Source organism: Caulobacter sp. SRI_008 (assembly GCF_057586355.1).
The window spans coordinates 35,557-50,999 of sequence record NZ_JBYCZS010000024.1 but is presented as its reverse complement, the minus strand read 5'-3'; the positions used below and the strand labels follow the sequence as shown (position 1 = coordinate 50,999).

General features: G+C 69.2%; 16 protein-coding genes and 1 pseudogene. 12 read left to right on the top strand and 5 right to left on the bottom strand.

The window, feature by feature from the left end:
- Nucleotides 1-35: 35 nt before the first annotated feature.
- From AC2YHT_RS19830 to AC2YHT_RS19820, 3 genes and pseudogenes are all read left to right on the top strand, one after another.
- Entirely contained in the window at nt 36-512 is a 477-nt protein-coding gene (locus tag AC2YHT_RS19830) for a DUF2244 domain-containing protein (protein WP_487291620.1), read from the top strand.
- A 56-nt stretch (nt 513-568) separates the two neighbouring features.
- Nucleotides 569-1,444: a methylated-DNA--[protein]-cysteine S-methyltransferase gene (locus AC2YHT_RS19825; RefSeq protein WP_487291619.1), complete on the top strand. Its 876-nt coding sequence runs from the start codon at nt 569-571 to the stop codon at nt 1,442-1,444.
- Between the two features lie 225 nt (nt 1,445-1,669).
- Nucleotides 1,670-1,763: pseudogene (locus AC2YHT_RS19820) on the top strand (hypothetical protein); the annotation flags it as partial.
- A gap of 5 nt (nt 1,764-1,768) precedes the next feature.
- Here AC2YHT_RS19820 and AC2YHT_RS19815 read toward each other — a convergent pair.
- Both AC2YHT_RS19815 and AC2YHT_RS19810 read right to left on the bottom strand, forming a co-directional pair.
- Nucleotides 1,769-2,275: a DUF1993 domain-containing protein gene (locus AC2YHT_RS19815; RefSeq protein ID WP_487291618.1), complete on the bottom strand. Its 507-nt coding sequence runs from the start codon at nt 2,273-2,275 to the stop codon at nt 1,769-1,771.
- Nucleotides 2,276-3,284: 1,009 nt separating this feature from the next.
- On the bottom strand, nt 3,285-3,698 hold the full coding sequence (locus AC2YHT_RS19810; RefSeq protein WP_487291617.1) for a winged helix-turn-helix transcriptional regulator: 414 nt from the start codon (nt 3,696-3,698) through the stop codon (nt 3,285-3,287).
- Between the two features lie 96 nt (nt 3,699-3,794).
- Here AC2YHT_RS19810 and AC2YHT_RS19805 point away from each other — a divergent pair, with 96 nt between their 5' ends.
- Together AC2YHT_RS19805 and AC2YHT_RS19800 are read left to right on the top strand one after the other, a co-directional pair.
- Nucleotides 3,795-4,691, top strand: a complete 897-nt coding sequence (locus AC2YHT_RS19805) for an NmrA family NAD(P)-binding protein (RefSeq protein ID WP_487291616.1) — start codon at nt 3,795-3,797, stop codon at nt 4,689-4,691.
- 90 nt (nt 4,692-4,781) lie between these two features.
- Nucleotides 4,782-5,210 (top strand): CBS domain-containing protein, encoded by a 429-nt coding sequence (locus AC2YHT_RS19800; RefSeq protein WP_487291615.1) that lies wholly within the window; start codon nt 4,782-4,784, stop codon nt 5,208-5,210.
- A 216-nt stretch (nt 5,211-5,426) separates the two neighbouring features.
- Here AC2YHT_RS19800 and mdh read toward each other — a convergent pair whose 3' ends face one another.
- Entirely contained in the window at nt 5,427-6,389 is a 963-nt protein-coding gene (gene mdh, locus AC2YHT_RS19795; RefSeq protein WP_058347105.1) for a malate dehydrogenase, read from the bottom strand.
- A 132-nt stretch (nt 6,390-6,521) separates the two neighbouring features.
- On the opposite strand from mdh, the gene AC2YHT_RS19790 reads away from it, so the two are divergent.
- Nucleotides 6,522-7,568: a MaoC family dehydratase gene (locus AC2YHT_RS19790; protein WP_487291614.1), complete on the top strand. Its 1,047-nt coding sequence runs from the start codon at nt 6,522-6,524 to the stop codon at nt 7,566-7,568.
- Entirely contained in the window at nt 7,561-7,986 is a 426-nt protein-coding gene (locus tag AC2YHT_RS19785; protein WP_487291613.1) for an HIT domain-containing protein, read from the top strand. The genes AC2YHT_RS19790 and AC2YHT_RS19785 overlap by 8 nt, the downstream gene beginning before the upstream one ends.
- A 132-nt stretch (nt 7,987-8,118) precedes the next feature.
- Here AC2YHT_RS19785 and ubiB read toward each other — a convergent pair whose 3' ends face one another.
- Nucleotides 8,119-9,627, bottom strand: coding sequence for a 2-polyprenylphenol 6-hydroxylase (ubiB, locus tag AC2YHT_RS19780; protein ID WP_487291612.1), 1,509 nt, complete (start codon nt 9,625-9,627; stop codon nt 8,119-8,121).
- Between the two features lie 4 nt (nt 9,628-9,631).
- Nucleotides 9,632-10,390 (bottom strand): class I SAM-dependent methyltransferase, encoded by a 759-nt coding sequence (locus AC2YHT_RS19775; RefSeq protein WP_109455180.1) that lies wholly within the window; start codon nt 10,388-10,390, stop codon nt 9,632-9,634.
- A gap of 82 nt (nt 10,391-10,472) precedes the next feature.
- On the opposite strand from AC2YHT_RS19775, the gene mutM reads away from it, so the two are divergent.
- The 5 genes from mutM to dnaA all read left to right on the top strand — a co-directional run bounded on the left by mutM (nt 10,473) and on the right by dnaA (nt 15,386).
- Complete coding sequence (mutM, locus tag AC2YHT_RS19770) at nt 10,473-11,336, top strand: bifunctional DNA-formamidopyrimidine glycosylase/DNA-(apurinic or apyrimidinic site) lyase (RefSeq protein ID WP_487291611.1); 864 nt, start codon at nt 10,473-10,475, stop codon at nt 11,334-11,336.
- A 48-nt stretch (nt 11,337-11,384) separates the two neighbouring features.
- A complete protein-coding gene (locus AC2YHT_RS19765; RefSeq protein WP_487291610.1) occupies nt 11,385-12,245 on the top strand; it encodes a TraB/GumN family protein in 861 nt (286 codons plus the stop codon).
- A 28-nt stretch (nt 12,246-12,273) separates the two neighbouring features.
- Nucleotides 12,274-13,059: an enoyl-CoA hydratase gene (locus AC2YHT_RS19760; protein ID WP_487291609.1), complete on the top strand. Its 786-nt coding sequence runs from the start codon at nt 12,274-12,276 to the stop codon at nt 13,057-13,059.
- Nucleotides 13,060-13,197: 138 nt separating this feature from the next.
- Complete coding sequence (gene rpsT / locus AC2YHT_RS19755) at nt 13,198-13,473, top strand: 30S ribosomal protein S20 (RefSeq protein WP_110118379.1); 276 nt, start codon at nt 13,198-13,200, stop codon at nt 13,471-13,473.
- 425 nt (nt 13,474-13,898) lie between these two features.
- On the top strand, nt 13,899-15,386 hold the full coding sequence (dnaA, locus tag AC2YHT_RS19750) for a chromosomal replication initiator protein DnaA (RefSeq protein ID WP_487291608.1): 1,488 nt from the start codon (nt 13,899-13,901) through the stop codon (nt 15,384-15,386).
- Nucleotides 15,387-15,443 lie beyond the last annotated feature (57 nt).

Genomic DNA, 15,443 nt, shown 5'->3' with positions numbered 1-15,443 from the left:
TCGCCAAGGCGGCGCAAGCGGCGTAAATCCTGGTCATGGCCGCAGCCCTCTACATGGACGCCGTCATTCGCCCCAACCGGTCGCTCGGCAGGACCGGCATGGCCGTGGTGCTGGGCGTGGTCATCGCCTTCAACCTGATGGTCGGGGTGTTCCTGCTGGTGCTGGGCGCGCCGCCGGTGCTGCCGTTCCTGGGACTCGACGTCCTGGCCCTGTGGCTGGCCTTGCGCGCCAGCAACCGCGCCCTGTCGCGCTCGGAGCGGGTGCGGGTGACGGCCGAGGCGATCACCGTCAGCCGCGAGGACGCCAAGGGGGCCAAGGTGGTCTGGACCTCGCCGACCGCCTTCACCCGCGTCGATCTCGACCAGCCCGGCGAGCACGAGAGCCGCGTGCGCATCTTCATGTCGCGCCGTCGCCTGACCCTGGCCCGGGCGCTCAGTCCGGACGAGCGGGTGGCTTTCGCGCATGCCCTGGAGCGGGCGATCAAGAGTGCGCGGGCCGAGCGGTGGTCGTGAGTTCCAGCCGCAAGAACCGGGCGGACGCCCTTCCCTCCCGGGGCTAGAGTGAACCGATGCCTCTCGACGTCTCGCCTTCCGAAACCCTCGCGCGCCTGGCCGAACGCTCGGCCGACTATCACCGCATGGCCGTCGCCCTCGACTGGCTGGCGCAGCGCTGGATGGACCGGCCGTCGCTGGACGAGGCCGCCGGCGCGGTGGGCCTGTCGCCGTTCCACTTCCAGCGCATCTTCACCCGCTGGGCCGGGGTAAGCCCCAAGACCTTCGTCGCCGCCATCGCCCACGCCGAGGCCCGCCGCTCGCTCGAAGCCGGGGCCAGCGTGCTGGACGCGGCCTATGACGCCGGCCTTTCCGGCCCCTCGCGGCTGCACGACCTGTTCATCGCCCAGGAGGCGGCGACCCCGGGCGACGTGCGCCGGCGCGGCGCCGGCATGACCCTGCGCTGGGGCTGGTCGCCCACCCCGTTCGGGCGCGGCCTGTTCGTGCTGGCCGAGCGGGGCCTGGCGGGCCTGGCCTTCTCGGACGGCGACGACGACTTCGCCTTCGCCGACATGCACCGCCGCTGGCCCGGCGCCGACTGGGTGCGCGACGACATGGCGGCCCAGGAGACGGCCCTGCGGGCCTTTGGCGTGGGCGAAGGTCCCCTGCCCGTGGTGCTGATCGGCTCGCCCTACCAGGTGCAGGTCTGGAAGGCCCTGCTGCGCATCCCGGCCGGCGAGACCGCCACCTACGGCCAGGTCGCCGCCTGGGCCGGCAAGCCCAAGGCGTTCCAGGCCACCGGCGGGGCGATCGGGGCCAACCCGATCTCGCTGCTGATCCCCTGCCACCGCGCCATCGCCAAGGACGGCCGCCTCACCGGTTACCACTGGGGCCTGGCCCGCAAGGCCGCGATCCTCGGGATGGAGGCGGTGTCGGTGCAGGAGGTGGCGTGACGCCTCTCTCTCATGTTCTGGAACAAAATAGAAACATACGTCCGGACTCGACGTCGGCTTGAGCCACTCTGACCCGTAACCGCGATGCGGGCTGAGTAACGGGTGGAGCTATGGAACCGGAGGTACTGAAGGAGTTGGCGGTGGTGTTGTCGGCGGTGGCCGGCGTGGTGACGGCCCTGGCCGGACTGGTGTGGGCGTTTCGGCGGCGGCCCTGAGCCGCGGTGGGTGGTCCTCGCCCTTCGACAAGCTCAGGGTGAGGACCACTTCATAGGCCGTGCAATAGAAACCTCACCCTGAGCTTGTCGAAGGGCGAGGTTTCGTAACTCAGGTCGTGCCGAGGAAGTCGCGCTTGCCCACGACCACGCCGTTCTTGCGCAGGATCCCGTAGGCGGTGGCCAGGTGGAAGTAGAAGTTCGGCAGGGCCTGGGCGGTCAGGTAGTCGAGGGCGTTGTGCTCGGTGGTCTCGCCGCGACGGGTGAGGGCCACGGTGCGGTCCTCGGCGCCGTCGAAGGCGGCCGGGTCCAGGCCTTCGACATAGGTGATGGCGCGTTCGACGCGGGCAGACAGGTCGGCGAAGCTGGTCTCGGCGTCGTCCCAGGCCGGAACCTCGAGGCCGGCGAGGCGCGCGCTGGCGCCCTTGGCGAAGTCGGTGGCGATCTGCACCTGGCGGATCAGCGGGAACATGTCGGGATAGAGCCGCGCCTTCAGCAGGGCCTCGGGATCGAGCTTGTGGGCTTCCACATGGGCGGCGGCCTTGGCCAGCACGCCGGCGAGGCCCTTCAGCCCCTGGACGAAGACGGGAACGCTGACGCGGTGGGCGGTGATGGTCATGGAGGCTCCGGTGAGGCTTTGGCGCTGGATGTAGGGCGGTTTGGGGGAAAGCGGCAGTCCCCTGAACGGGGACCCCCTCCGGCCCTCCGGGCCACCTCCCCCAGAGGGGGAGGATCTGGCCGACGCATCGCCAGAAAGATGCTCCCCCTCTGGGGGAGCTGTCGCGGAGCGACTGAGGGGGCCAGCGCAGGCATGCGACTTCGCCCTCCCGTGAAAACTCACGAAAGTTGATGGGGAGGCGCGGAGCGGCCGGGCGGAGCCCGGAGACCGTGATGTGGTTTAGCGTTTCGGCTTCGTCTGACCGCTCCGCCACACCGTAGGCTCGAAGGACCGGGGGCGCGGGTGCTTTTTCAACCCTGGACCCGGTTGTCCCTCGGACGGGCAGGACCAATAGCCCCGCGGTGATCCGGCGGCGCCTCGGCTGATCCTGTTAGGCCGGTTTGAAACGATCCCGGCCCTGTCGACCCGCTTGTCTCGTCACGGAACGGCTGGCGGCCCAATCACGCCTTCCGAGCGCTCCTGCAAACCCGCCCTTCCCATGACGCCCCAAGCGGCCCCGCTCGATGCGATCCGCAGCCGCTAACTCGGGCCGGTACCAAGAGCCCTCCCCATGGCTGGGATGGGGATGATTATGGGGCGGCTCGAGCAGGTGGGGATAAGTTGGGGTTATAAAGTTGCAGGGCGTTGAGTTTGCTGGACTCTTTTCCGATTACGCCGTGTGAGTAGCGTGCGTAAGGCCCACCCAACTCCGTAAAATCCCCGCGAAAGCGGGGACCCAGGCTTTTTCTGAAACGCGCCGCGCTCGACGATAAAACACCTGGGTCCCCGCTTTCGCGGGGATTTTACGGGAGAGAGAGGTCAGGCCCCGAGCCCAGCCTCGCCCCCTCCACCGCTTCGCGGTCCCCCTCCCCCGTTTTACGGGGGAGGAGTGGCGCTGAAAGGTTTGAGAGACCCCTCACCCGACCCCCGCCTTCGCGGGGGCCACCCTCTCCCGCAAGGGGAGAGGGGATCAGGCGGCCTCGTCATATCGCGCCCGGGCCGCGCGGATGGCGTTGTGGTGGTCCATGGCCCAGGCGATCAGGGCGTTGAGGGGGCCTTGCAGCGACGTCCCCAGGGGCGAGAGGCTGTATTCGACGCTGGGCGGCTTGGTGGGGAAGACCTCACGCAGGATCAGGCCGTCGCGCTGCAGGTCGCGCAAGGTCTGGGTCAGCATGCGCTGGGAGATGTCGGGCACGGCCCGGCGCAGCGCCCCGAACCGCTTGGGGCCGGTGGCCAGCAGCGACAGCAAAAGCGTGCTCCACTTGTCGCCCAGGTGGTCGATGACGTCGCGCACCGGGCAGTCCGACGCCGTGAAGCCCTGGCCCTTCCAGCCGTCCAGCGCGTCGCAGAGCGCTTCCGGAGAAAGCGATGGTGGTTCCTTCAAGGTGCCTATCTCCCGGAAAACTGCCGTCTTTACGACGGGGCCTTGCTCTCACATTTACACTAGGTCTCGAAAAGAGACCAGCAAAGGACGCCCTCGATGACCGCTCGCCCCTTCCTCAATGACCGCCTTCTGGTGACCGGCGCCGGAGGCCAGCTGGGCCGCCGCATCGTCGAGCTCCTGCTCGAGGCCGGCGCCCCGCATGTGATCGCCACGACCCGTGATCCGGCCAAGCTCGCCGACCTGGCGGCCAGGGGCGTGGACGTCCGCGCCGCCGACTTCGACGATCCGGCCTCGCTGAAGACGGCCTTCGCCGGCGCCGACCGGGTGCTGCTGGTCAGCACCGACAGCCTGGGCCAATGGGGAACCCGCATCGCCCAGATCCGCGCGGCCGTCGCCGCGGCGGTCGAGGCGGGCGTGAGCCATGTGCTCTACACCTCGGCCCCCGGGGCGCGGCCCCAGGCCGGCGGCGGCGTGATCGACGACCACTTCTGGAGCGAGCAGGCGATCATCGCCGCCCCGTCCCTGAACTGGACGATCCTGCGCCACAACCTCTATGCCGAGACCATCCTGCTGGGCGCGGGCCAGGCGATCGCCGGCGGCACGCTCTACGCCGCCACGGCCGGCCAGGGCCGCGCCTATGTCACCCGCGAGGACTGCGCCGCGATCGACGCCGCCGCCCTGCTGGGCGCGGAAGGCCGCCAGATCCTCGACGTCTCCGGCCCGCAGGCCCTGACCCAGGACCAGCTGGCCGCCCTGCTGGCGCAGGTCTCGGGCAAGCCGGTCGCGCACCAGGACATCCCGCTCGACGCCCTGCGCGCGGGCCTGGCCCAGGCCGGCCTGCCGAGCGTCTATGTCGACGTCCTGGCCGACTTCGACGCCCAGGCCGCAGAAGGCCAGCACGCCATCGTCACCGACGCTGTCGAGCGCCTGACCGGCAAGGCCCCCACCTCGGTCGCGACCTTCCTGGCGGCCAACAAGGCGGCCCTGGGCTAAGCGTCGCCGACCGGGCAAGCGGAACGGTCTTCGGCGTCGCGGGGTTTCTAGCGGGTCCAATTTGCATTCCCCCTGAAGGAGGAACACCCGATGAAAGTCAGCGACGCCATGACCAGCCAGGTCTCGGTCGCCCGTCCCGGCGACAGCATCCGCAAGGTCGCCGAGGTGATGGCCAAGGTCGACAGCGGCGTGGTGCCCGTGGTCGAGGACGGCAAGGTGCTGGGCCTGGTCACCGACCGCGACATCGTGCTGCGCGTGGTCGCCGAAGGCCGCAGCTTCGACAGCCCCGTGTCCGAAGTGATGAGCGACGGCGAGGTGCTGTCGGTCAAGGAGGACGACATCCTGGCCGACGCCACCGCCAAGATGGCCAACAACCAGGTCCGCCGCCTGGTGGTGCTGAACGACACCGGCCGCCTGACCGGTATCCTGTCGCTGGGCGACGTGGCCAAGGACTACGGCGCCAAGCAGGTCGGCAAGACGCTGGAGGAGATCTCGCAGGACGCCGAGGCGGCGCACTGACCGTTCTCCCTTCTCCCAGAGGGAGAAGGTGGCGCGAAGCGCCGGATGAGGGGTTACGAGGTCTGACGGCGCGCCGGCGCGCCGGTTGGCGGCGTACCCCCTCACCCTCCCAGGCTGTCGCCTGGGCCCCTCCCTCTCCCCATGGGAGAGGGAACAAAGAAAAAGGGCGGCCCCGCGAGGAGCCGCCCTTCGTCGTTTTGGTGATCGCGGAAGCGATTAGACCAGGGTCGGGTCGATGGTCTTGCAGGCTTCCATCAGGCCCTTCACCGACTCGACCGACTTGGCGAACATCGCCTTCTCGGCGTCGTTGGTTTCGAACTCGATGATCTTTTCCGCGCCGCCGGCGCCGATGACGACCGGCACGCCGACATAGAGGTCCGACAGGCCGTATTCGCCGTTCAGGAAGGTGGCGCACGGCAGGACGCGCTTCTTGTCCTTCAGGTAGCTGGTGGCCATGGCGATGGCGCTTTCAGCCGGGGCGTAGAAGGCCGAACCGGTCTTCAGCAGGGCGACGATCTCGCCGCCGCCCTTGCGGGTGCGCTCGACGATGGCGTCCAGTTCTTCCTGGGTCAGGAAGCCGGCCTTCACGGCGTCCGGCAGCGGCAGGCCGCCGACGGTCGAGTGACGGACCATCGGGACCATGTCGTCGCCGTGGCCGCCCAGGGTCCAGGCGTGGATGTCTTCGACCGACACGCCGGTCTTTTCGGCCAGGAAGTAGGCGAAGCGCGCCGAGTCCAGGACGCCGGCCATGCCGATGACCTTTTCCTTGGGCAGGCCCGAGAACTGCTGCAGGGCCCAGACCATCGCGTCGAGCGGGTTGGTGATGCAGATGACGAAGGCGTTCGGGGCGTGGGCCTTGATGCCTTCGCCGACGGCCTTCATGACCTTCAGGTTGATGCCCAGCAGGTCGTCGCGGCTCATGCCCGGCTTGCGCGGCACGCCGGCGGTGACGATGCAGACGTCGGCGCCGGCGATGTCGGCGTAGTCGTTGGCGCCCTTCAGGGCCACGTCCTTGCCGAACACGGCCGAGGCTTCGGCGATGTCGAGCGCCTTGCCCTGCGGGGTGCCTTCGGCGATGTCGAACAGGATCACGTCGCCCAGCTCTTCGCGAGCGGCGATGTGGGCCAGGGTGCCGCCGATCATGCCGGCGCCGATAAGGGCGATCTTCGCGCGAGCCATGGTGTCTCCATCAGGCTGTGGACAGGAAATGTCGGGGCGCGGTCTACGCCCCTAGCGGCTTAGTCTCAAGCCCCCTTTCCCGTTTCGCTGCGCTGCGGCAAAACGATCACAACAACGACAAGGAGAGGCGCCGTGAGCAAGACCGATCCGGGACGGTTTTTCGAGGACTTCGAGCCGGGCCAGGTGCTGGTCCATGCAACGCCGCGCACGGTGACGGCGGGCGACGTCGCTCTCTATACCGCCTTGTACGGACCGCGTTTTGCGCTGTTCTCGTCGGACGAATTCGCCCGGGCGAGCGGCCTGGCCGCCGCCCCCGTCGATCCCCTGGTCGCCTTCCACGTGGCGTTCGGCAAGACCGTGCCCGACATCAGCCTGAACGCCGTGGCCAACCTGGGCTACGCCGAAGGCCGGTTCCTAGCACCCGTCTTCCCCGGCGACACCCTGACGGCGACCTCCGAAGTGATCGGCCTGAAGGAAAATTCGAACGGCAAGACCGGGGTCGTCTATGTCCGCACCACCGGGGCCAACCAGCGCGGCGAGGCGGTGCTGAGCTACGTGCGCTGGGTGATGGTGCGAAAGCGCGATCCGTCGGCCGTGGTCGAGGGCCAGTCGGTTCCCGACCTGGCCAAGGCGGTTGCGCCCGCGGACCTGATCGTTCCGGCGGGGCTGGATTTCTCAGGCTACGACTGGTCGCTGGCCGGCGCCCCGCACGCCTTCGAGGACTACGCGGTCGGCGAGAAGATCGACCATGTCGACGGCATGGTGGTGGAGGAAGCCGAAGCCCAGATGGCCACGCGGCTGTGGCAGAACACGGCCAAGGTGCACTTCAACCAGTTCGAGCGATCGAAAGACCCGTCGGGCCGGCGCCTCGTCTATGGCGGGGTGGTGATCTCGACCGCCAAGGCCCTGTCGTTCAACGGCCTGCAGAACGCCGGCCTGATCCTGGGGATCAACGGCGGCCGGCACGTGGCCCCGTTCTTCGCCGGCGCGACGGTGTTCGCCTGGAGCGAGGTGCTCGACAAGGCCGATCTGGGAGGCGTCGGCGCCCTGCGTCTGCGGCTGGTGGCGACCAAGGATCGGCCCTGCGCCGATTTCCCCGACAAGGATGGCGAAGGCGTCTATGACCCGGCCGTGATCCTCGACTTCGACTATTGGGCGGCGGTTCCGAAACGTGGCTGACTTCGATTTGCACCCGGCCTTCCCGGCCTCCTCCCACGCCGTCGGCGAGCTGCCGCTCTGCCACGTGCGCCTGCACGACGACGCCCGCTATCCGTGGCTGGTGCTGATCCCCCGCGCCGACGGCCTGGTGGAGATCGAGGACCTGTCGCCGGAGGGCCGCATCGCCCTGACCGAGGAGATCGTCGCTCTCGGCGCGGCCGTCCGGGCCGTGGCGGCGGTGCTGGGCCTGCCGGTCGACAAGCTGAATGTCGGCGCCCTGGGCAATGTCACCCCGCAACTGCACGTCCACGTCCTGGGCCGCCGCGCCGGCGACCCGGCCTGGCCGGGGCCGGTGTGGGGGCACAGCGCGGGGGTTGCCTATGCCGGCGACGTGCGCGAGGCGGCAATCGCTGCGGCGCGCGGGGCGCTTAACCTCTGACCCCTCTCCCCTTGCGGGAGAGGGTGGCCTCCGAAGGAGGTCGGGTGAGGGGTCTCTTAGAATTGTCGGACAGGGCTTTCGACCCCTCATCCGTCGACTTCGCCGCCACCTTCTCCCGCAAGTGGAGAAGGATCAGAAGAGGCTCGCCGCGCCCAGGCCCGCCGCGAAGGCCAGCGCCGTGGCGGCGGCTCCCGCCAGGAACCACGGCCAGGCCGGGCGCTTCTCGACGATCACCGTCGGCGGGGCCGGCGGTTGTTCGGCGTAGCGGGCCATGGCGCGCAGGGCGCGCACGGCCTCTTCGGCCAGCTCCTTCATCCGCGCCACCGGCGACAGCTCGCGGGCGATCCAGCGGCTGACGACGGGATTGGCGGCGGCCCACAGGTCGTGGGCCGGGTCGATGCGGCGGGCCACGCCCTCGACCGTGACCATGGTCTTCTGCAGCAGCACGAGCTCGGGCCGCAGGGCCATCTCGAACAGGGCGGTGATCTCGAACAGCTGGGCCAGCAGCCGGCCCATCGACACGTCGCGGGCGTCGCGGCCGAACACCGGCTCGCCGACCGCGCGCAGGGCCTGGGCGAAGGCGTCCATGTCCTGGTGGGCGGGCACGTAACCGGCGTCGAAGTGAACCTTGGCCACCCGCGTATAGTCGCGGCGCAGGAAGCCGTAGAGGATCTCGGCCAGGTACTTGCGCTCGGCGGGGCCGAGGCGCCCGACGATGCCGTAGTCGACGGCGGTGATGGCGGCCGGGGCGCTGACGAAGAGATTGCCCTCGTGCAGGTCGGCGTGGAAGAGGCCGTGGTCCAGGGCCTGGGCCAGGAAGCCGCGGGTGACGTTCTCGGCCAGGGCCTTGCGGTCCAGGCCTTCCTGCTCCAGCGCCTTGGGATCCGACAGCGGCACGCCTTCCGCCCAGGCCAGGGTCAGCACCCGCTTGCCGACGCCGTCCCAGACGACGGCCGGGGCGCGCATGTGGACGTCCTGGGCCATCGCTTCGCCGAGTTCGGCCGCGCCGGCCGCCTCGAAGCGCAGGTCCATCTCCAGGTCCAGAGCCCGGATCACCACCTCGACGAACTCGCGCGGACGCAGGCGGCGGGCGGCGGGGACGAGGCGGTGCGACAGGTCGGCGGCCAGGCGCAGGGTCTCGCTGTCCTGCGCCACGCGGCGCTCGATTCCGGGGCGCAGCACCTTCACGGCCACCTTGGCGCCGTCGTGCAGGGTCGCCTCGTGGGCCTGGGCCAGCGAGGCCGCGCCCACCGCTTCGCCGAAGGTCGCGTAGAGGCTTTCGATGCTGCGGCCGAGGTTGCGCTCGATCTCGGCGCGGGCGATCGGCGTGGGGAACGGCGGCAGCCGGTCCTTCAGGTGCGACAGGTCCTCGGCGAAGACCGCGCCGAAGATGTCGGCCCGGGTCGACAGGAACTGACCCATCTTGATGGCGACGGGGCCCTGGCCTTCCAGCACGCGGGCCAGACGCTCGCCCGGACGGCCCTGGCGGCTCTTGCCGCCGGCGAACAGGCGCAGGAACCGGCCGGCCAGCCGCGCCGACGGCGGTAGCAGCGGCTCGACCTCGCGCGGAACCAGGGCGTCGGCGCGCACCAGGCGCCAGCCGGCGCCGATCAGGCGGACGAACGCGGACAGGCGTTGCATGGGCCTAGAGCGCCCAGCCCTGGTGCAGGGCCGCCACGCCGCCGGTGAAGTTGGTGTAGGTGGCCCGCTTGAAGCCGGCCGCCTCGATCATCGACAGGAAGGTCTTCTGGTCGGGGAAGCGGCGGATGCTCTCGACCAGGTACTGATAGGCGTCGCGGTCCTTGGCGACCCACTCGCCGACCTGCGGGATGACCTTGAAGCTGTAGGCGTCATAGGCCTTGGCGAGGGCCTCGGTCGCGGGGCGCGAGAACTCCAGGCACAGGAACCGGCCGCCGGGCTTGAGCACCCGGCGCGCCTCGCGCAGGGCCGCGTCGATGTCGGTGACGTTGCGGATCCCGAACGAGATGACATAGGCGTCGGCATAGGCGTCGGGCAGCGGCAGGGCTTGCGCGTCGCCCACGGTCCAGGTGATCTCGGGCTCGCCGCCCTTTTCGATCCCGGCCATGATCATTTCGGCGTTGTAGTCGATGATGTTGATCGTCGCGTCGGGGCCGCCGCGGCGCTGCTGAGCGTTGCGGGCCATCTTTGCGAAGCGGCGGGCCATGTCGCCGGTGCCGCCGGCGCAGTCGATGATGATCTCGCCCGGCTGCGGGTTGAGCCTGGCCGCGACCGCATCTTTCCAGAGCCGGTGCACGCCGCCGCTCATCAGGTCGTTCATCAGGTCGTAGTTCTTGGCCACGCGGTCGAAGACCCCGCGCACCAGACCCGCCTTCAGGGCGGGATCGACGTCCTTGAATCCGAAAGTGGCGGAGGGCTTGCTCATGACGTCTACGGGTCGGGCTCTCTATATGATCTTCGCCTATTAGACCGCGCCTTGCGTCGCGTCACCGTCTTAAGGAGCCGTCTTGCCCGAACTGCCCGAAGTCGAGACTGTCCGCCGGGGCCTGGAGCCCGTCCTGTCCGGCGCCCGCCTGATCCGTGTGCGCGCCAACCGCCCCGACCTGCGCTTTCCCCTGCCCGAGGGCTTCGTCCAGCGGCTGACGGGCGCGAAGATCCTGCGGCTGGACCGGCGGGCCAAGTACCTGCTGGCCCCGCTCGATCGCGGCGACACGCTCGTCATGCACCTTGGCATGACCGGCAGGTTCGAGATCGCCGCGCCGGAAGGATCCGTGCGGCCCGGCGACTTCGCCCGCGAGGTCAAGCCCGACGACAAGCACGCCCACGTCGTCTTCGAGACCGAAGAGGGCGCGACCGTCACCTATTACGATCCGCGCCGGTTCGGCTTCATGGACCTGATCGCCACCGACCGCGTCGATCGCCACCCCTGGTTCGCCACCATGGGTCCCGAGCCCCTGTCGGAGGCCTTCGACGCCAAGACGCTGGTGAAGGCCTTCGGCGGTCGCAAGCAGGGGCCCAAGACCCTGCTGCTCGACCAGAAGACCGTGGCGGGCCTGGGCAACATCTATGTCTGCGAGGCCCTGCACCGCTCGGGCGTCTCGCCGTTCAAGCCGTCGGGCCAGATCGCCGGCAAGCGGCTGGGACCGCTGACCACGGCCATCAAGGAGGTGCTGGCCGAGGCCGTCGAGGTCGGCGGCTCGTCGCTCAAGGACTTCGCGGCGGCCGACGGGGCGCTGGGCTACTTCCAGCATCGCTTTCGGGTCTATGACCGCGAGGGCGAGCCGTGCCCGACCGCTGGCTGCAAGGGCGTGATCGCCCGCGAGGTGCAGGCGGGGCGTTCGACCTTCTTCTGCCCCGTTTGTCAGAAATGACCCTGACCGCGCCTTGCTGAGCTGAGGCGCGGCTTTCCGGTGGGTTCGATGTTCCGCTCGCTTCTCGTCGCTCTCGCTGCGCTGCTGGCGACGCCGGCCCTGGCCGAGCCGGCCATGTGGACGGTGCGCGACGCGGATTCCGAGATCGTGCTGTTCGGCTCGATGCACGTGCTGCCCAAGGACCTGGACTGGAAGCCGCCGGCTCTGGATGCGGCGCTGTCGAAGGCCGACGACCTGTGGTTCGAACTGCCGATGGACGCCGCCGCCGACCAGCGGATGCAGGCCCTGGCCGGCGCCTACGGTCTGCTGCCGCCTGGCCAGACCCTGACCTCGCGGCTGAAGCCCCGGGCCGCCGCCCGCCTGCGCAAGCTGGCCGATCGCCTCTCCGTGCCGATGAGCGAGCTGGAGCGCCTGCAGCCCTGGATGGCCGAGGTGCGGCTGACCACGGCCGCCTTCGCCCTGGACCAGGGCCTGGCCGAGGACGGGGTCGAGCGGCGGCTGCAGGCGGCCGCGCCGCCGACCGTCGTCCGCAAGGCCTTCGAGACCCCCGACCAGCAGATGGCCCTGTTCGCCGGCGCCTCGCAGGCCGATCAGATCAAGACCCTGAACGCCACGGTCAGGCAGCTGGAAAAGGATCCCGGCGCCTATCGCCGGCTGGTCGCGGCGTGGTCGAAGGGCGACCAGAAGGCGCTCGAGCGCGCCGTCGTCGGCGGAATGCGGAAATCTTCGCCCGCCCTCTATCGCCGTTTCATCGTCGAGCGTAACGCACGGTGGATGGACGCCCTGCAAGCGCGCCTGGCCGGGTCCGGCCGGACGGTGGTGGTGGTCGGCGCCGGGCACCTCTTAGGTCCCGACGGCCTGCCCGCCCGCCTGCGCGCGCTGGGCTATGACGTACAAGGGCCGCGATAGACGGCCAGGACTTGAGGAAGGACGGCCGATGGCCTTTGAGACCCTGATCGTCGAACGCCCCGAAACCGCGCCCGGCGTGGCGCTGATCCGCCTGAACCGGCCCGAGGCCCTGAACGCCCTCAACAGCGTGCTGCTGACCGAGCTTGGCCAAGCGCTGGCGGACGCCCAGAACGACGACGGCGTCGGCTGCATCGTGCTGACCGGCTCGCCCAAGGCCTTCGCCGCCGGGGCCGACATCAAGGAGATGTCGGAGAAGTCCTATGCCGAGATGTTCAAGGCCGACTTCTTCACCGCCCAGGCCCGGGCGATCGAGACCATCCGCAAGCCGATCATCGCCGCGGTGGCCGGCTACGCCCTGGGCGGCGGCTGTGAGCTGGCGATGATCTGCGACTTCATCCTGGCCGCCGATACGGCGAAGTTCGGCCAGCCGGAGATCAATCTCGGCGTCGCCCCCGGCATCGGCGGCACCCAGCGCCTGACCCGCTTCGTCGGCAAGTCCAAGGCCATGGACATGATCCTGACCGGCCGGATGATGGACGCGGCCGAGGCCGAGCGTTCGGGCCTGGTCTCGCGGGTCTTCCCTGCCGACCAGCTGGTCGACGAGGCCTTGAAGGTCGCGGCCAAGATCGCCGCCCAGTCGCCGCTGGCCGTGGCGATGAACAAGGAACTGGTCAACGCCGCCTACGAGACGACCCTGACCACCGGCGTGGCGCTGGAGCGCCGCCTTTTCCACTCGCTGTTCGCCTTCGACGACCAGAAGGAAGGAATGGCGGCCTTCGTCGAGAAGCGCAAACCGGCGTTCAAGGGTTCGTGAAGCTGGGCCGTGGCCCGGCGGCGAAGAATCCCCATGTGGATGGATTGACCCGATCCCGGGGTTCCCGTATATCCGCGCGCTCTTGATTTTTCCTGCTTCGCGGCCGCCCGCGTGGCTGTCCGTTTGAAGGTCCAACTCATGGCCAATAATCCCGGCGCCAAGAAAGCGATCCGCAAGATCGCCCGTCGCACCGAAGTGAACACCGCTCGCCGTTCGCGCGTGCGCACCTTCCTGCGCAAGTTCGAAGACGCCCTGGCCGCCGGCGACGTCGCCGTCGCCAAGGCCGCTTTCGTCGAGGCGCAATCGGAACTGATGCGCGCCGTTTCGAAGGGCGTCGTCCACCCGAACACCGGCTCGCGGAAGGTCTCGCGCCTGGCCGCCCGCCTGAAGAAGCTGGACAAGGCCGCCGCCTAAGTCCAGATCGCGAACGAACACCGTTCGTTCAGCGAAATCAAAGACTTGTAAGAGCCGATCGGGGAAACTCGGTCGGCTTTTGCTTTGTCTATGTACCCCTATACCTGCCCCTCAGGTCGTCGAACGAAACTCTCTAAAACGGCATTCCCTTGACGAGCGAGGAGGTCTCGCGAGTCAACAGAAATATCCGCGATCGGACGCAAGTTTTCCGTTTGACCGGCGGGGGCCGGTGGCTAGTTTAAGCGTCTCAACGCTCTCCCAGTCTTTGACGACAGCGGCGGCGGCGAACACCATGCGTTCGCCGGGTAAGCCCCTGTGTGTCTTCAATAAATGTGGGGGTAGTGTTTGAGCACGGTCGTGCGCCATGGGGGGCTTGCGACCGGCAATCTGTAATTGTGTGTATGCAGGCGCGAGGCGGTGAACTGATGTCGATCAAGGTCGGGGTGGCCAGTCAGGAATTGTCGGCTGCGTATGCGGCTGTCACGCGGGAGCCTGCTGGCATCGTCTGGAACAAGGTCTGCGTCTCGCTGAAGCGCGAACTGGGCGACGCCGCCTTCGGTTCGTGGATCGCGCCCGCCGTGCTGCGTGAAACGCAAGGCGGCGACGTCGTCCTCGTCACCCCCACGGGCATCGCCCGCGACTGGATCCGTCGCAGCGCCTGGCGCCGCATCGGCGAGCTGTGGGCCGCCGGCGACGCCGTGGGCCGCCGCCTCGATCTGAAGTCGCGCCTCGAATTCGAAGCCTCGGCCGACGCCGCCTCGGCCACCGCCGGCGCCGTCTATGTCGAAGCCAAGGCCCAGCCGATCGAGATCGTGCTGCCGGTCTCCAGCGACGTCCCCGCCGCGCCCGCCCCGGCCGCCGGCAAGACCTCGCCGGTGCAGGGCCTGCAGGAACGCTTCACCTTCGACACCTTCGTCCCCGGTCCGGCCAACGAATTCGCCCACGCCGTGGCGCGCCGCGTCGCCAGCTGGGCCGACGGCCACTTCAACCCGGTGCTGTTCCACGGCCCCTACGGCTTCGGCAAGACGCACCTGCTGAACGCCCTGGCCTGGGAAGCCATGCGCAACGCGCCGAACAAGCGCGTCGTGTACCTGACCGCCGAGCGTTTCCTGTCGACCTTCGTGCGGGCGGTGATGGATCGCCAGACCACGGCCTTCAAGGACGAGCTGCGCGGCGCCGACCTGCTGATCATCGACGACGTGCACTTCATCGCCGGCAAGCAGTCGAGCCAGGAAGAGCTGTTCCATACCCTGACCGCCCTCGTCGAGGACGGCCGCCGGGTAGTGTTCTCGGCCGACCGTCCGCCCTCGGCCATGACCGAGATGGACGCCCGCCTGCGCTCGCACCTGTCGGCGGGCTTGGTCTGCGGCCTGGAGCCGGCCGACCGCTCGCTGCGCTTGGGCATCCTGGAGCGCAAGATCGAGGCGCTGGGCCGCGCCCAGGGCTTCGTCGGCGCCGTGCGTCCCGAAGTGCTGCAATTCCTGGCCGACCGCTTCACCGACAGCGTCCGCGAACTGGAAGGCGCGCTGAACACCCTGACGGCCCGCGCCGGCGAGCGCCTGCCGCGCCTGACGCTGGACGAGGTCCAGGCGATCCTGCGCCCGCACCTGCGCGGCGGTGAAAAGCGGATCACCATTGACGACATCCAGAAGGCTACGTCCGAGCACTACGGCATGAAGCAGGCCGACCTGCTCAGCGAACGCCGTAACCGCGCCATTGCCCGTCCGCGCCAGGCGGCCATGTGGCTGGCCAAGCAGCTGACCACCCGCTCGCTGCCGGACATCGGCCGTCGCTTCGGCGGTCGCGACCACACCACCGTCCTGCACGCCGTGCGCCGCATCGAGGCCCTGCGCCAGGACGACGCCGTGCTCAGCCAGGACCTGGAGACCATCACCCGCAAGCTGCGCGGCTGATCGGACTTCCGAGACGACCGAAGGGGCCGCTCCGCAAGGGGCGGCCTTTTTCGTTTG

Coding starts and splice junctions, on each gene's coding strand:
- AC2YHT_RS19830 (WP_487291620.1), top strand. CDS start 36: ATGGCCGCAGCCCTCTACATGGACGCCGTCATTCGCCCCAACCGGTCG.
- AC2YHT_RS19825 (WP_487291619.1), top strand. CDS start 569: ATGCCTCTCGACGTCTCGCCTTCCGAAACCCTCGCGCGCCTGGCCGAA.
- AC2YHT_RS19815 (WP_487291618.1), bottom strand. CDS start 2,275: ATGACCATCACCGCCCACCGCGTCAGCGTTCCCGTCTTCGTCCAGGGG.
- AC2YHT_RS19805 (WP_487291616.1), top strand. CDS start 3,795: ATGACCGCTCGCCCCTTCCTCAATGACCGCCTTCTGGTGACCGGCGCC.
- AC2YHT_RS19800 (WP_487291615.1), top strand. CDS start 4,782: ATGAAAGTCAGCGACGCCATGACCAGCCAGGTCTCGGTCGCCCGTCCC.
- mdh (WP_058347105.1), bottom strand. CDS start 6,389: ATGGCTCGCGCGAAGATCGCCCTTATCGGCGCCGGCATGATCGGCGGC.
- ubiB (WP_487291612.1), bottom strand. CDS start 9,627: ATGCAACGCCTGTCCGCGTTCGTCCGCCTGATCGGCGCCGGCTGGCGC.
- AC2YHT_RS19775 (WP_109455180.1), bottom strand. CDS start 10,390: ATGAGCAAGCCCTCCGCCACTTTCGGATTCAAGGACGTCGATCCCGCC.
- AC2YHT_RS19765 (WP_487291610.1), top strand. CDS start 11,385: ATGTTCCGCTCGCTTCTCGTCGCTCTCGCTGCGCTGCTGGCGACGCCG.
- AC2YHT_RS19760 (WP_487291609.1), top strand. CDS start 12,274: ATGGCCTTTGAGACCCTGATCGTCGAACGCCCCGAAACCGCGCCCGGC.
- rpsT (WP_110118379.1), top strand. CDS start 13,198: ATGGCCAATAATCCCGGCGCCAAGAAAGCGATCCGCAAGATCGCCCGT.
- dnaA (WP_487291608.1), top strand. CDS start 13,899: ATGTCGATCAAGGTCGGGGTGGCCAGTCAGGAATTGTCGGCTGCGTAT.